Source organism: Janthinobacterium sp. 35, assembly GCF_002754575.1.
Taxonomy (GTDB): domain Bacteria; phylum Pseudomonadota; class Gammaproteobacteria; order Burkholderiales; family Burkholderiaceae_D; genus Janthinobacterium; species Janthinobacterium tructae.
In genome coordinates this window covers 110,822-126,535 of record NZ_PEFN01000002.1, presented here as the reverse complement: position 1 = coordinate 126,535, position 15,714 = coordinate 110,822, and the positions used below count along the sequence as shown (strand labels likewise).

The following is a 15,714-nucleotide window of genomic DNA, read 5'->3' as shown; positions in this document are numbered from 1 at the left end:
GTCGCTAGTCGTCGTTTAAGGAGCCATCGGAAGCTCAGTCCTGAAAACCATGACCTACAACTATGTAAATGATGGCATGGACCATCTGATGATTGAAGTTGAAGTTACCGACGTGCATGCCGTCGCGTCCTGACAGTTACTACGGCAAACCTTTTTTAACGGAGAATTAACCATGAAAAAGTACCTTTACGCAACAATCCTTATTTTGTCTGCTTCCCTGGCTCACTCAAAAGCCAGCGAAAAAGTTCCATTAACGAAACGTGAAGTGATCGAGAGAGTGTCGCCGGTAGCCGCGGAAGCTTTGCATCGCTTGGAGACTCGTCGCGGTGTGTCGTATAAAGATGACGAGCTAAACTCCGCTATGCAAAATCCTGAATATAAACGAGAACATGCCGCGGTTTACCAAGAATTCTGTGCGAAGAAGGAGAACGCCACTAACCTCGCGTGCATTACCAAAAATGACCATCGATCCAAACCGGAATGATCCTCGCGGGCCTCTGTAGCTTGGGTGTCAAGTGGCTACGAGGGCCTGCAAGCCAAGCTGGCCCAGGTTGCAATGTCGCGGCAAGCGAATGCATCGATTCCTGCAGCGGAGAGACTACTGATGCGATCGGATTCCGTAGTGTCGGTTCGAGCAATCTTGCGATGGCGCTCGCGGGCGATGCGGACTATCTGGTAACTGGCGATCGTCGCGCTGGTCTATTGCAGCGCGGTCGCTTCGGCCGGACCCGCATTGTCACGCCTGGCGCATTTTGCGCTGAATCTAAAAAGCCGGCGTACAACTGATGCACATTTCGCCCAGGGGAACCCTGCAGGGCGTGCTGTTCGATGAAGTGCGGCGGCGTGAAAGCGACGTCAAGATGATGGCGGCGCTCGATGCGTTGAATCAGCGATTTGGGTGCGATTCGGTGACGCTGGCGTCGGCCTGCCTGGCGCCTCGCAGGGTCATGCAGTCCGAAAACAAAACACCTTGTTGTACGACGCGATGGAATGAAATTCCAATCGCCCGGGCAGGTTAAACTTGCACGTTCATACACGCCAACAAAGATTGACATGACACACTATGCTTGGACTCGTGCAGGACAGCCAGTGGACGTAATCGATTTCTCCCTCAGCGAATGGGAAGCGTTGAAGCAAAGCGCGCAGCTGGGCGACTTCATACTGCCATGTTGCCAGGCGCCGGCCGTGCTCAAGACGAGCATCAGGGGAGTGCCGTTCTTCGCCCACCTCACAGATGAATGCGCCACGGCGCCGGAAACGAAATGGCACAAGGCCGGCAAAACGGCCGTATTGGCCGCATTGCGGGGCTTGGGCATCGAGGGGCGTGACGAGGCGCCAGGACAAACGGCGGCCGGCGACAAGTGGACAGCTGATGTGTTGTTTTCGCATAGCGGGCGCACCATCGCCATAGAGCTGCAGCGATCCTATCAACATCTTCGCGACTTCACTCGGCGCCAGGAGCGATACAAGGCCTCAGGCGTGGAGTGTTATTGGCTGGTTCGAATGGAAACATTCCACACACTCGTAAAGGCAACAGGCCCGTTGCTGCTAAAGCGCGACTACGGAAATAAGTGGCCGGAGGAGGGTATTGGGACTGGCTCTCTTCCAGAGCTGCCGGTCTCTATGTTGGACACCGAAAGCGAGCAGCAGATCAATTTTGGCGGTATGAAGTATGCGACAGTGCAGGCGTGGCTGGATGGCATCTTGAACGGCTCGTATCAGTACCGCAAAGGTTCCTGGAACCTCAACTGATGACCGATCCTGGCAAAAATCGGAAGCACAAAATGAAAAAGGCGCTTGCGCGCCTTTTAGCTAAGGATGTTTCGCTTCCATGAGAGGCGTTCCCAGCGTTGTCATTTGTAATGCTACATGCATTATCACGACTTGTCAAACAACTGTTTCGTTGTCAAGCAGCTGTTTCGTTCTCAAGCCCACGCCTGCCGAGTATGCCAATTATCTGGAAATCCCAGGTGGTTACGTTGATTCACGTGGGGGCAGGATGCCAACAATTCAAGTAAACTTTCGCGCCACCAGCCGTTCAGGCCCAGTTCCCGCATCAGTAGCTGTATCACGACAGCTCGACTGTAAAAGCTTGTCGGAGCTGCGAATTCCGCACTATAGGCTTTATGCGCCTCTGGTGGGAGCACTGTTATGGGGTTGTTCCATACCCGGTCTTGATGGGCGCATATGTTCCGCAAGTGATTCAGGCTGTGGAACCAGGAAACCAGCAAATGCTCCGGATACGACCATATGTAGCGACCGACGATCTTGCGCCGATCGATTCGCAGTGCCGCAAAGAAATGTGACAACGCGCCGAAGGTCAGTTTTTCACACACCAGCCAGATCGGAGGCAGTACCGGAGAATCGTACTTGTTGAAATAGTGCGTCAGTGCCAACCCTTTGGAAACACCTGCGTCCTTGATGATTTTTCCCATGACGCCATGGAATTTGATGTCATCGTTAAAATGGGATGGATCGAGATACCAGTGCGGCGTATGCTGTTCGGCAAGGGGGTTGATGATCGCCGTGCGCAAAGCCACCTCCAGCTTCTCAATCGCATTGAACGTCAGCAGCCGGATTTCCCGGTCGAAATTGTAGAGCGCAACGATAGAGCTGAATTTCGACCGCGGGAGAAAATTCCTGGGCGCCGCTCTACTCTGGAAGTGCCGCATGTATATCAGCAGCCGATAATAACCGATGGTTTTCATGGCGTTTTCGGCATCGATCCTGTTGTCGATTATCAACCCTTTATTCCACAGCCGGTGCAGCGTCTTCTGGTACGGTTCGGCAATTTTAGAATAGGTGACTTTTGCCGCCTTAGCAGCCGCAGCTTTAGCCTTCGGTTTTTTCGATGCCACTTTGTGCTTTCTGTAAATGCTATCTACTCGGCGGCGCCGGCCGACGTTGGGTATCAGTTCGGTGTTTCAGCTCTAAGGCTGGCGTATTAATCTCGCTCTTTGATCGGGCCATACATGCCGGTATTAATAAGCGCCTCCCAAATTTTCTTCAACGCCAGACCTGTGTCTTGGCTAACAAAAAGGGAAGATCTGCTGCCTTGAGGCATACCGAGGAAATAGGGGCGCATCGACTTCCATGTTTCAGCCACTTCCGCCCACCGCCACATCGGAAGCTCCTTCTCAAGAAGAAGAGGTAAGGCTACAGCCAATGGGATCATGCCATTAGCGTCCAATGGTTTTTCCCAATGGCACCGAACAAGAATCGGGGTCGCATCGGGATGATAGAGCCTAAAACTGAGCCGCTCCGCTGTAATAAACCCACCTGTTTGGTGTTGGCATTTCAATACTGAGTCCATGACTGCCTGGCCGTCACCGTACGGACAAGTGATAAATCCATTAGCGAAGTATCGTGTGTGGTCGAGCCCCTTGTAGCCGCAATCCTCACCGGGCGTGGTGACGGGATGGCGGCTGTCATGGTTGCGGACGAGTGGGTGCCAACTCGGGTAAGCATCAACGACTGGTCCGCACTCTTGCAGAATTTTTAGCAGATCGCCCTTGCTTTCATCTCTTTCCGAATCCTCGAAGCCCTTAGCCCGTGGCAAGAAATAGTTCAGTACTCTTTCCAACCCTGCGCGTGCCGCTTCGTCTGCCCTGAATGCCATTTTCATCCCCTGAATCTCAACATAGTCGCATACTAGCATGATATCGCGCATGATATGGCATTATTATGCATATACAATCATGTTTGCGCGATGAGCGTACGAGTTTTTGGTGTGGTCAAGACTGACGCTTTACACTCTAGATATATCCCAACGGCGTTGTGGTGCACCTAGCCCTGACTTGGACGGCGTTGCAGGTCTTGAAGCCGACGGCAGCCCGCTCAGGTCGGCCGCAATCACATCCAAGGCGGCCGCGTCTGAGGGCGCCAGTGCCGCGGCCGCAGCTCAAGGCAGCGCAAGTGGTTGGCTCAAGCGGTCGACCGCGATCGACACCAAGAGGTCGACACCAAGAGGTCGGCGCCATTGAGCGCCTGGTGCGGGGCTAATCGGCGGCGCTGTGTCCCACGCTCACTGTGGCGCGCGCGTCACAATCAATTTGGCGCGTATGGACGGGTCGACGCTAAGCCAAGGTGGCCGGCGTTGCAATCAAACTCACTTAGGAGCCGGATTGACATACCTTTTCGGAAGGCCTAACATTGTTAAATGATGATCTTTTTAGATCACCAAGTGCAAGTTGCTCCCGCTTCCTTGCACGTGCCCAGCGCACGGGAGTTTCCCTCAATCTCGAGAGCATTCCGCTCTTAGCCTTCCATTCCTATTTGCACACTGCTGCCCATCCCGGCGGATGAACGGTTGCGTGCTTCCTTTGTTCAATCTGGCCACTTCTCGTGGCCATTTTTTTGGGGAGTTCATCATGAAAAAAGGATCCAACTATTGCGATGACGTCGCGAAGAAATTGATCACTCTCTTGGAGCGGGGCGCCGCTCCATGGCAAAAGCCTTGGGCACCATCTTCGCTCGGCACAGCACCGTACAACATTGCTTCCGGGCGAAGATACAAAGGTATCAATTCCTTGAACCTCATGGCCCAGCCATTTGAAGATCCCCGGTGGATGACGCTCAATCAGGCGAATTTTAAAGGAGCGCGCGTTAGAAGACACGAGCGCGGGACAGCGATTCGGCGGTGGATCTTTTCGGAGGCTGCCGCGCCCGAAGATTCCGATGATTGTGTTACATCCGATAGTCCGCAGCCGGCCGGGCGGAAGCCTAAAATGTACTTTACAACGATTTTCAACGCTGAACAGGTGAGCGGGTTAGATCCCCTACAGCCAGCTCAGCTTGAATTTGATCCAATCGAGAGGGCCGATCGGATACTGCAGCTCTCCGGTGCTACCATTAAACATGACCAGCGTGATAGAGCATTCTATGCTGTTGTCGATGACGTAATACACCTGCCGGCACGCCGCCAGTTCAATTCCGCCGTGGAGTACTACGCCACGGCGTTACATGAACTGGGGCACTGGTCTGGGCACTCGTCCAGGCTCAGCCGTGATCTTTTTCATCCGTTTGGTAGCCAGGAATATGCATACGAAGAACTGTGTGCGGAAATCGCGAGCATGATGCTTGGCGACGAGCTCGCGTTGGGCCATGATCCGAGCCAGCATGCCGCCTATGTTGGTAGCTGGATCAAGGTCATTCGCGACGATTCGCAGGCCATTTTTCGAGCCTGTAACGCTGCGGAGAAGATCCGTTCCTTTGTGCTGGAACTGGGGAATAGCGAGGGAAAAGTCGCTGACGAGCATTCTCTACCAGGCAGTGAAATTAACGATCTGTCTTACCTACAAAGCAGTGGGCGGCAGTCGGCGAGACAAGCGTAAAATTGGGTTGACACCGTCGTCCGCTCGTCCTATTGTTGATATTGAATTTGCTCACACTTGAGCAACTGCGGTGGGTCAAACTCTTGCAACCCACACGTCCTGGCCAGCATTGCCGGGATCAGAGTCTCTGTAGCGCTTCTGCCACCCCGATCGGGAAGACCTCTTCTCGATCCCCTGGGGCTCGGATGGTCTTCCTTTCGCTTTTTTTTGACTGGAGATCATCATGTTGAACATATTTAACAGCCGCAACAATTCTTCGAAAACTCCTGGTTCGGCGCGTCAAGCCGGACAGGAAAAAAAAGCACCTGAGCCGTCAGGGTACTTCGATCTGCACACCAAGGGCTGCGGCTATATAAACCGGATCCGTTGGGTAACTCTCAAGGGTAGCGGCCGCAAAGCAGAGGCGTTTTTGGCCTGTGCCATCAATGCACTGCATGGACAAATCGTCGATCCACAGTATAGTTACATGGATCTGCGGGTAAGCGGCCAAGAAGCGATCGAACTCGTCTCGGAGCTGATCAAGGATAGCGAAGCTGGTCGTAAGATCTTCGTCGCCTTCACCGTCGGCGATACTTATGCGCATGCCTATTTGCGAGATATCAAGGAGCATGGCCGTAAAACAGGTGAGCAGGAGCCGGCCGCCGTCATCAAAGGGCGCCTTCTCCTTATTACCCATATTGCGATCGATGACGTTGTGGTATTTCAACGCGATCGCGAAGAGCGTACCGATGATTTGTCCGCCGGCCTGCATGGTGGACAGGACGCTGGCGACGATCGTAGCGGTGATGACGATGGTCAAATGGAAGAGCAACATAATCCGGACGATGCCATGCCGGACGGGCCAGCTGGTAGTGTTAAGCCTTTCCCTTCACGCATAGGCGGGGTGGCAAGTCAGCCAGCCAGGGGGGCCCGCAACGCTCCGGAACCAGCGTTCCGCAGCAGTTCCCGTGGTCGCGAGTAGTTTCAAACTGAGAGTATGCAGAACCTTAGCAACTCAATTTTTATGGTCTGATCCGAATCCCCTCAATACGAGGGGATTCTTTCCATTGCAGACTTGAGGAGAGTCCGCTATGGAAAGAATGACACCGATTTCACCACGTGTTTTCCAGTTTTTGACGTATCAAAAACTGGGTCTTTGCAACGCGTCAACTCCTGGAACGCGTACGGTCTTCGGACCTGGAGTCTTTGTGCAATGAGCGATCCGCTCCGGCCAACCCCGCAAGTTGACGGCATGGATCGTGAGCTCCGAGTTTGGAGTCTCGAAGCAAAGTCCCATCTGCAGCCAGTCTGGAACTGGCTGCTTTCGCATTAAAGCCTGGGTCCAGTCACAGTTCCCACTCCTTTTATCCGGCCAAGAGCAATTTCTATGTTCACGCGGCTTTCGCATGGCAGCGGCGCAAGCGGCCACACGCTCGCCATTCGAAAGCCACGGGTTCCGCTGGAAGCTGAAAACTGGGCAGCAGCCGCCCCCAGAGCTGTAGCCTTTGCTGCTAGGATTTCTCTAGCGCAAACCTGTCGCCACCCTTGGCCTTCGCATTCGGGTGACCCGAGAAGCACCGTCGCATAATGATGATCACCGCCAGATCTTCATTGGCACTGGCCGCTGCGGAGAAGGCAAATTTCAAACTGCATCAGTCCCACATGGGTTCCTGGAAGAGGCATTCGTCTCTTCCAGGGAAACACATGGCTACCTTCGTTGCTTATCTTCCTGGCACAGTCTTGGCGCCAAGCGCCTCCTCACTTTTCTTACTGCATACGGTTCAGTCGAAGGTAATTTTTTTAGTCCGTTCGCTACCAGATGCTCGCGTTGATCGCAAGCGCATTACAGCTCCTTGCATGACATTTTTTCCAAGGACCTGATGCCCACCTCACGCTAAGTTAGCTGCATGCGGCAGGGCAATCCATAAACGACTTTTCTGCAGCAGCGTCAAGAAGTTATCTCGACGCAAAACCTGTCATGGTGTTTCGATTTTTTTGTGATGAAAGGAGATTAACGATATGGATACGTTTTCAAGTCGGCATCCCGTTTCGGTGATTCGGCCGACGAAGGAGCAGGTACGGCGCTGGATGGAGGATCGGCGGTGTTCTTCGTTGCCGCCTCCATCGCAGAACGAAATTCGGCGTCAGCTCGGCTGGGAGCTCGTCCATCCGGAAACATGGTTGACGCGATAGCCAGTTAGCGTTTACAGGAGGTTGTGATGAAAATGATTACAAATGATTTTCATGGTGCGGCCGTCGCGCCAGATGCCAGCTGCGGTTCGACAAAACGTGCTGTACAGCGCGAGAGAAATGAAGACGTCCGCCCTCACGTCGCAAAACGCGTCGAGAATTTGATCGTGGCGGCGGGTCAGATCACAGGTACAGACCTGGCGGCAGAGATGAGAATGTCAATGGACCAGCTCCGCAAGTACACCAAATATCTGCAAATCGGCGGCCGTGCTCATAAAATGCGCGGCCTGCAGTACCCGAGCGGCGTGTGGATGCCTGGTCCTGAAACCGCCCACGAACATGAACGGGGCCAGGTGCCATTGCACTTGCGGGTGAAGCACTGGCAGCGCTCCGCCTGTCGAATTGAACTGGCAGAAGCGCTTTTATTTAACCGCTTTCCCACAATAACCACGGCACTGCTTGAAGACAGCAAAAGGATGGCGAATGCCATTCGTGTTCCCAAGGCCGAGTAGATCCGGATTTGTCGGTAGCGTGTATAGGTCCGACCCAATGTTGCTTGTTGGATTTTCTTAAACGTAGCATGTCATGGTAGTGGACGATTTTGGTCACTGGGACTACACTGACCTTTGAGGTACGCTGAATTTCGATTCGGCGCAAGCTAGTCAACCCCTGAAACTAGCGCAGCTTTTTGCTCGGGGTACATGTCCACAATCACCGCTCCTTAGGCCAGCCCTAAGGGCGACGCTCCGGGAGTTTTGCTGACCAAAGGAGCTTTTATGTCAAGCTTTCAATTTGATTCGTTAGGGTACTCCGAGCGTCTTCAAGAAGCGGGTGTACCCGCGGTACAAGCTGCTGTTCACGCAAAGGTCATGGCCGAAGTTCTGTCCAGATCTGTTGCATTTCCGGAGGATATGATGAGACTTGAATCCTCACTATTGCAGAAGATCGAAACCTCGCAGTTGAAAATGACAACCGAGCTTGAGAAGCTTCGTAGCGATACGACGTTGCTCAAGGCAATGGTGGGTTTCCTGATCAGCTTGCAGCTTCCGGTTCTCTTTAAACTTTACTTCGGTTAGTCGCCGACGTAAATCCCGCGTAGGAAATCTTCTACGCCTTGCATGGCCGATACCGTTTTTTTTGGGGTATGTGAGCCTCTTTTGACCTTCCTTGTTCAATGATTTTCCAGCGCATTTTTGCTTGGAGTTAATCACTTGCGCACTATTTTTAACAAGTTTGTAGCTGACGTATGTGCCCGGCCGGGAAGAACTCCTTCCCATCCGGGACTGCGTTCTCCCGGCCAATTTTTTATCTATAGGAGAATGCTATGTCATCAATGACTCGTGAACAAATATCCGTGGTGGAAAACGACAGCATGTTGCTTGCTGTCGATGCATTTGCCGGCACAGGCAAGACCACTACTCTCGTTGAGTATTCGAAGTGCAGGCGGGATAAACGCATCCTGTACATCGCCTTTAACAAATCGGTCGCATCGGAGGCCTGCTCGCGGTTTCCGGAAAATGTGCAGTGCCGAACCACCCATTCCCTGGCATACACCCAAGTGGGGAAACGTTATCAGGAAAAGCTTGGCAGTCCCAAGGCTTGGGAAATTGGCCAGACTTTCCAGTGCAATACCAAAAGGGCCAAGGATGCATTGCAGACCTTGGCCAACTGGTTTTGCTCTGCGGATACCTTGGTCTCCGACGAACACCTGGATGTGGAGCTGCAGGGGGATCCGGCCGGCGCGGCCGACATCGTGCAACTCGCCGGCAAAGTGTTTGCAGCGATGAAGGATAAGCGCTCACCGATCAAGATGCCGCATGACGGGTATCTGAAGATATGGGCGCTTGAACATCCGAACCTGGCATTCGACATTATCTTGCTCGATGAAGCACAGGATACCAATCCGGTGACCCTGGACGTGGTGATGCGACAGGACTGCCAGAAAGTTTTGGTGGGCGACCGGCACCAGGGGATTTATGGCTTTCGTCGTGCGGTCAACGCGATGGAGACGGTGCAGGCCAAATCTCGCGTTGCATTGACGCAGTCGTTCCGATTCAGTGATCAGATCGCGGGTATCGCAAGTGCGCTGCTCGCTGACTTTAAGGGGGAAGACAAGGCCATCGTGGGCCGCGCGGATATGAGTAATGCCTGGTCCGTCGATCGCTCGAAGCCATTTACGATCATCGGCAGAACAAACGCTGGCTTGTTCAGCAGTGCGGCGGAGCTGGTACTGGACGACGTGAAGTTGCATTTCATTGGCGGCTTCGACAGCTATGTCTTTGGGAAAGTTCTCGATGCCTATTTTCTTTGGGCAGACGAACGGTCGCGGATCACAAGTCCAAGTGTCGGCAGGTTCAATAGCTTCGTGGACTTCCAGCGATACGGTGTGGAGGCCGATGACCTGGAGATCGCGGCGTTGGTGAAAACCGTCGAGCAATACCAAGGCCAGATTCCGCATATCTACGAAGCCATGAAAGCGTCGCAGGTCAATCTGAAAGAGAAGGCGGATGTCATTTTGACGACCGCCCATCGTGCAAAAGGCCTGGAGTTCGACCAGGTGTATATGCTAGACGACTTTATCCAGCTGCCACCGGAAAAGCAATACAACCCGGAGGAAATCAACCTCCTGTATGTGGCCTTGACCCGCGCGATCCATGCAGTGCGGTTGCCCGAAAGCCTGACCCAGTGGTTAGGGGACCGGGCGCAACGGCAGGGCTCGGTGAAAGCCACAGAAGCCGGCGACGGTATCGAGCGCTGGCATTCACTGCAGGGCTCGATGTTCGAACGTGAGGATTGGGTAAGGGAAAACGTCGAAGCGTTCGATCGGACTTCGGCAGATGTGATTCGGTTTCTGCTTCAGAAAGTCGACATCCTGAGGGATGCGTTGGATTGATGTTGAGTGGAAGGCGCCTCGTACGAGCCGTCTTCCCTCTTTTTATTGCTTTAAATGAAACCATTTGAGTCGAATTTTGGTGAATATTTGAGCAATTTCGACAGCTGTGCAATATTTTGCTTGTAAACCAAGGAAAGTTATATACGTTTTTGACTGTAAACGTTAATATCCGGTCGCGTCATCGCTTTCTGTGTTTTTTTGCAAAAAGCGGCGACAATGCCAAAAACCACCAATCACCGAGGTAAGCGCATGTCCGCCAAACGAATTCTGCCTGCACGAAACGTCGTCGATATCGACGGGTTGATCCGCATCGCCGATCGCGCGGAGGCGACCCTGCTGCAGCTGCGTGACGACTTGTTGGCGCCATGGCCACGAAAAACGTCCCCCATGATATCTGGCACGCGACTGGCTCAGATGTGTCATATCGAGCGAACGAAGCTCAATCATCTCTGCAGCAAGGGCATCATACCACCGGGTCAGTTGAAGGGTAACGGCCGTAGTCGCATGTTCACCCTGGCCGAGGCGCGCGCCATCGTGCAGCAGATCGGCCCGCACAAACGGCGTCCGGCCGGCACCCTGGGCCTGGTCGTCTGTTGTGGCAACTTCAAGGGCGGCGTAGGTAAGACCACCACCACGGTTGCGGTGGCGCAGGGGTTGACTTTGATGGGGCATAGCGTTTGCCTGGTCGATCTGGATCCGCAGGCTTCAACCACCACCTTGATGGGTTTTGTGCCAGATGCGGAGGTGAACGAGGAGATGACGGTCATGCCGGTCGTCTATGGTGACAAGGAAGACCTTCTCTATGCTGCACTGCCCAGCTACTGGGACGGCATTGATTTGATTCCATCGTCGCCAGACCTGTTTGGTGCTGACTATTACTTGCCAAACAAGCAAGCAGGCGATCCGAACTTCCAGTTTTGGGACGTCCTGAACAAGGCCATGCAGCCGTTGCGCGAAAAATATGACGTGATCATTATCGACACGCCTCCTACATTGTCGTATCTGGCGCTGGCCAGCTTCATGGCTGCCGACGGCATGATCATCCCCCTCCCCCCGGAAACGCTGGACTATGCGTCGTCGACGCAATTCTTCAGGCAGTTTTCCGAGTTGTTCAACTCGATGCGGGAAGGCAAGGATATCGACAAGGAATTCGAGTTCATCAAGATCGTGTTGTCGAAGGTGAAGTCGTCAGTGTCCATGACCGATATTGTCAAAACGTGGATCAAGCAAACTTATCCGGAACTGCTAGGAACGGCCGAGATTCCGGAGACCGATCTGGTGAAAAACGCTTACGCGGAATTCAAGACTATTTACGATCTCGAGAGCTATGACGGCAGCCAGCGCACCTATAACCGTGCGATTGAGGCGTTTAATGCCGTCGTGGCGGAACTCGACGTGTCCCTGCAAACTTGCTGGGCGCACCGCGAAATGAAGGAAGCAGTATGAGCACCAAAGACGATAAGCGCCCGCCGCGCGTCAATAAGTTGGCGGCACGACTGCTTGGCCAGACGGCGAACCTGGAACGCAATGTCAGCGAAAATCCTCCGACGCCGATCGCCAACCAGCGCAATGTGACTATGCCCGGCCAGCTGGGCGCTTTCCGCCTTGATGCACTGAAGTACCAGGCAAAGATTGAAGAACTACAGCGACAGCTCGACGAGGCGCTGGCCAAGCAGGCTGATGGCGGCTCTGACGCCGAGTCCGCTGAGCTTCGCGTGCGTCTTGCGCAACTGCAGGAAGCAAGCCAGGCCGAAGTCGAGTCGCTTAAAGCCGCGCTTGACGAGGCGGCCCGCAGTGCGGGTGTGCCCTTCGAGGCGCCAGTGGCCCGCATCCGCAAGATTCCTGGGCGCCAACGACAGTTGACCAACCCGGAAAGGGAAGCACTGTACGCCAACCTCGATAGCAACAAGTTGGTTACGCCCGTGACGCTGCGCCCTGCCCCGGACGGCTGGTATGAGGTGGTTTCCGGACATAACCGGTTTGATTTTTATGTCGACCGTGGCCGTGCAACCATCCCTGCTGTGCTGGATCTATCGGACGATGAACACGCTGACCGTGATGCTTTCTATGCAAACTTGCTTCACAACACTCTGCCGGATTATGCCAAGTATGTAGGCTTCAAGAAACTGCTGGACGAAGATCAAACGCTGACCATTGCCGATGTCGCAAAGCATGCTGGCGTGCCTCGAACTACTGTTGCCAACCTGATGGTGTTCGGCGAACTGCCGACTGCGGCGATACCGCTGCTCGATGCACAGCAGGATAAGCTTGGCCGCAATGCGGCCGCCGAGTTGGCTGCGCTCCATGCCAAAGGCCATACGGAAGGGGTTATGGCAGCGATTGAATCGATCATCAGCGGCACGTCCTCCCAGTCCGAGGCAGTGGCGATGGCGACTAGGTCAACCCGGCGTGCTGTTACACCGCGCGTAGCGCCGGCGCCGGTGACCGTGCGTTCGGGACGTGCAACTTACTGCAAGGTCCATCAGGCCCAAAAAGTGCTGCGTCTTGAATTTACCAGCGATGCGGATGCCGAACTGGCGATGAACGAAATTACCAAGGCGTTACAAGCCTTGGCCGATGGCAACAAGAAATAACCGGTCGATCAACGAAATATAAGGACTGCGATGACGAGCTAATCTGAAACGCTAACAATTTGATGCCCTAAAAAGCAAAAGGCCCGGCGGGAACCGGGCCTCTGCTAATGCTCTGGCAGTGCCAAAACATGAATCACGTACTCTTCAGCCGTGATTCTAGTTCGGTGCTCAACTCAGTGCAAGGGATTTTTTACGCCTGTCACTTGGCATCTGGAGCTCCCATGAAGAATCATGGCCGAGGTGAGTACCTGCTCGCCCAAAAATTTGAGCGTTGTACCGTGCTTGCGCTACATGTTGGCACTGTCTTGCCGCCCCCTGGGAGCAAGTGGTGAATAGCGTCGCCGAGCCCGATGTTCGATACTTCGAGCACGGTACCGCCCTGCACCGGGTGCTGCAAGAGGCGCCCTATATTCCGCGCTGCAGCGACAACAAAACAGCGACCCGCACTCGCCCGCGCGAGTATGCGGTACGCTATCCGTACATGCAAATCAATCGGCCAGGCCTTGTCAGCTGGCTGATCTTTGACCTCGACCATGCAAATTCCATGATATGGGAAGATGCAGGCCTGCCTGCGCCAAACCTGATCGTGCGAAATCGCGCTTCCGGCAATAGCCACCTTTATTATGCGATTCCCCCGGTGTGCACGACTGATGCCGCGCGCGACAAGCCTATCGCTTTCATGAAGGCCGTCTACGCAGCATTCTCGATAGCGCTGCGCGCAGATCCCAATTTCCACTCAGGGCCGGTGGCCAAGACGCCAGGACATCCATGGTGGTCGACCGAGGAGTTACACAACTCAGTGTACGAGCTGGGCGCCCTGGCCGACTACGTCGACCTGGCCGTGGCGGCCCCTTGGGCCAAGAGAGTCAAGGTAGACGAAATTGCACACTCTCGCCATTGCCTGTTGTTCGAGCATTTGCGTCACTACGCATACTCCATCGTCAACCGCGAGCGTCAGAGTGGGAACTACGACAGTTTCGTGCGCTGGCTCGATGCCAAAGCCCACGACTTGAATAGATTCACGCAGCAAGGCTTTGCCCAGGACCTGCCTGTATCGTCGCTGAGGGCAACGATTCGCTCGATCGCGCGCTGGACGTGGACCAATTACACGGGCAGCGGCCGCTGCAAACGCGGCATCATGCAGCTTGACCCGGACCTGCCGCTTCCGGCACGCCAAAGCCTGGCTGCAGAACGCACGCATAGCGAAAGGCAGAAGAGTACAGCGGACAGAATCCGTGCCGCCTGCAGGCTTTTGCTACAACGCGGAGAGAGTCTTACTCAGATCGCGATTGGACGCATCGCCGGCGTGACCCGGCAGACGGTGGCCACCTACAAAACGCTCGTTGAGCAAGCCCGCCAGGCTCTGAAAACGCCAGATGCATCGAGCGCCGGCGCAGCCCCGGCGGATGTTAAGTTTGCTACACATCAGGTACCTGCAGTGGGGGTTGCTTTTTTGCAACTTGTTCCGCTTGCGGGTATTGAGGGAGGTTCCGGTGAAACTTCTTCCATTCCACAGAGTTGGCAACAGGTTGACGATGGATAATTTTCTATTTCTTTAGCGTTTCGCGGTTTGAGTTAGTGGTGTTTGCAGTAAGCAATCGGATGCGTATCGTTTGTCTTGGGTTTTAGGATGTTGAATTTATGGGTTCACAAGTTAACCGGGCGTGGCGACGGGGGTTTCGTCGGGGCGCAAGCAAGCGGGGACGTCCGCGCGCGAAGTCAGTCCTTGGAGTTTTTTTGTTCAGCGGTGTTTTTTAGTTGAAGCCGGGGAGAACACAGGCGACGGTATAAGGCACGTGCCGATCAAATGCAACGCAGAGCTGGAGTTGTGGTTAAAGGCGCGACGGAACGATTATGCTCAGCATATCCGTTCCACTGCACCTCAAACCCCAGATAGACGGCGATGGGAGGACGCTTACGATGTTCGCTAAATGATTCACGCTTCTGTCAGGCGTCACATGTAGCAGGTGGACAGCGTCTGTCCTCTGTCTGCTGCAGTTTCTTTCCAATCAACAAAAAACATTTGTCGCGGGAATGCAATCCGCCTACAGTTCACGTCAGCAAAACAATACGACGTGACGGACATGACGACCAATCCTTCTTTGCCAGACGAACAAACCGACCCACCGCAACTGCTGATGGCAGCACAGCGCCGCGCCCTGGCAGAAAACATGCTGGCTGCGATGGATGTGGCTGGCGCGCCAGGCCGCGATGGCCAGCCAGGCAAACTCAATCAGAGCGATCTTGCGGCCGCCACTGGTATCGCCCGCAGCACGCTGTCGCGCTTTGTGACTGAAAACACCGACAAGCCTCCCAATCCCGATCTCGATACTCTGTGTCGGATCGCTGAGGCACTCAACATTCCGCCTTTTTTCCTGCTGATGGGCAAGTCAGATTGGGTAAAGATGGCCGAGGCCGTCAAAGCCTATTTGCTGGTTATGGATGACGTGGAATTGAGCGAAGCGATGAACAACTATACGCAGAAACACAAAGTACTGGCAGGCATTGAACTGGCACAACGATTCGATATGTACCAGCCAGACGAAAACGTGGTCGCTGCAAGCGACCGCCACGAAGAGATCCAAGCCGATCTCGCCCGTCGTAGCGAGCGCAGCCGGCGTGCCATCCTCAGTGCGACGGCCGTGTCCCAGCTGTCTTCGCGCGAGAAGAACCGCGTGTTGTTGACGACGATCGGCGCCATCTTTGGCGCCATGCACCAGTAAGG

14 protein-coding genes are annotated in these 15,714 nt (G+C 54.4%); 12 read left to right on the top strand and 2 right to left on the bottom strand.

Annotated elements, in window-relative coordinates; genetic code table 11:
- The first annotated feature begins 172 nt into the window (after nt 1–172).
- The 3 genes from CLU93_RS28085 to CLU93_RS27735 all read left to right on the top strand — a co-directional run bounded on the left by CLU93_RS28085 (nt 173) and on the right by CLU93_RS27735 (nt 1,752).
- The gene (locus CLU93_RS28085) at nt 173–484 is read left to right on the top strand and encodes a hypothetical protein (RefSeq protein WP_143451872.1); all 312 of its coding nucleotides are present in this window, start codon (nt 173–175) and stop codon (nt 482–484) included.
- Nucleotides 485–785: 301 nt separating this feature from the next.
- Entirely contained in the window at nt 786–1,019 is a 234-nt protein-coding gene (locus CLU93_RS27740; RefSeq protein ID WP_099764753.1) for a DUF4113 domain-containing protein, read from the top strand.
- 70 nt (nt 1,020–1,089) lie between these two features.
- Entirely contained in the window at nt 1,090–1,752 is a 663-nt protein-coding gene (locus CLU93_RS27735) for a competence protein CoiA (RefSeq protein ID WP_257225156.1), read from the top strand.
- Nucleotides 1,753–1,925: 173 nt separating this feature from the next.
- Here CLU93_RS27735 and CLU93_RS27730 read toward each other — a convergent pair whose 3' ends face one another.
- Together CLU93_RS27730 and CLU93_RS27725 are read right to left on the bottom strand one after the other, a co-directional pair.
- Nucleotides 1,926–2,858 (bottom strand): Abi family protein, encoded by a 933-nt coding sequence (locus CLU93_RS27730; RefSeq protein ID WP_143451871.1) that lies wholly within the window; start codon nt 2,856–2,858, stop codon nt 1,926–1,928.
- 86 nt (nt 2,859–2,944) lie between these two features.
- Nucleotides 2,945–3,670, bottom strand: coding sequence for a hypothetical protein (locus CLU93_RS27725; protein ID WP_257225155.1), 726 nt, complete (start codon nt 3,668–3,670; stop codon nt 2,945–2,947).
- A gap of 700 nt (nt 3,671–4,370) precedes the next feature.
- Here CLU93_RS27725 and CLU93_RS27720 point away from each other — a divergent pair.
- The 9 genes from CLU93_RS27720 to CLU93_RS27680 all read left to right on the top strand — a co-directional run bounded on the left by CLU93_RS27720 (nt 4,371) and on the right by CLU93_RS27680 (nt 15,712).
- Nucleotides 4,371–5,333 (top strand): ArdC family protein, encoded by a 963-nt coding sequence (locus CLU93_RS27720; RefSeq protein WP_180288041.1) that lies wholly within the window; start codon nt 4,371–4,373, stop codon nt 5,331–5,333.
- Nucleotides 5,334–5,556: 223 nt separating this feature from the next.
- Nucleotides 5,557–6,294: a DUF3577 domain-containing protein gene (locus CLU93_RS27715; protein ID WP_099764745.1), complete on the top strand. Its 738-nt coding sequence runs from the start codon at nt 5,557–5,559 to the stop codon at nt 6,292–6,294.
- A 1,237-nt stretch (nt 6,295–7,531) separates the two neighbouring features.
- Nucleotides 7,532–8,014, top strand: coding sequence for a hypothetical protein (locus tag CLU93_RS27710; protein WP_099764743.1), 483 nt, complete (start codon nt 7,532–7,534; stop codon nt 8,012–8,014).
- 264 nt (nt 8,015–8,278) lie between these two features.
- Entirely contained in the window at nt 8,279–8,578 is a 300-nt protein-coding gene (locus tag CLU93_RS27705) for a hypothetical protein (protein ID WP_071080271.1), read from the top strand.
- Nucleotides 8,579–8,826: 248 nt separating this feature from the next.
- On the top strand, nt 8,827–10,395 hold the full coding sequence (locus CLU93_RS27700; protein WP_099764741.1) for a UvrD-helicase domain-containing protein: 1,569 nt from the start codon (nt 8,827–8,829) through the stop codon (nt 10,393–10,395).
- A gap of 249 nt (nt 10,396–10,644) precedes the next feature.
- On the top strand, nt 10,645–11,841 hold the full coding sequence (locus CLU93_RS27695) for a ParA family protein (RefSeq protein WP_099764739.1): 1,197 nt from the start codon (nt 10,645–10,647) through the stop codon (nt 11,839–11,841).
- Nucleotides 11,838–12,989, top strand: coding sequence for a ParB N-terminal domain-containing protein (locus CLU93_RS27690; protein ID WP_099764737.1), 1,152 nt, complete (start codon nt 11,838–11,840; stop codon nt 12,987–12,989). The genes CLU93_RS27695 and CLU93_RS27690 overlap by 4 nt, the downstream gene beginning before the upstream one ends.
- A gap of 328 nt (nt 12,990–13,317) precedes the next feature.
- A complete protein-coding gene (locus tag CLU93_RS27685; protein ID WP_257225154.1) occupies nt 13,318–14,532 on the top strand; it encodes a replication initiation protein in 1,215 nt (404 codons plus the stop codon).
- A 541-nt stretch (nt 14,533–15,073) separates the two neighbouring features.
- Nucleotides 15,074–15,712, top strand: a complete 639-nt coding sequence (locus CLU93_RS27680) for a helix-turn-helix domain-containing protein (protein WP_099764733.1) — start codon at nt 15,074–15,076, stop codon at nt 15,710–15,712.
- Nucleotides 15,713–15,714: the final 2 nt, after the last annotated feature.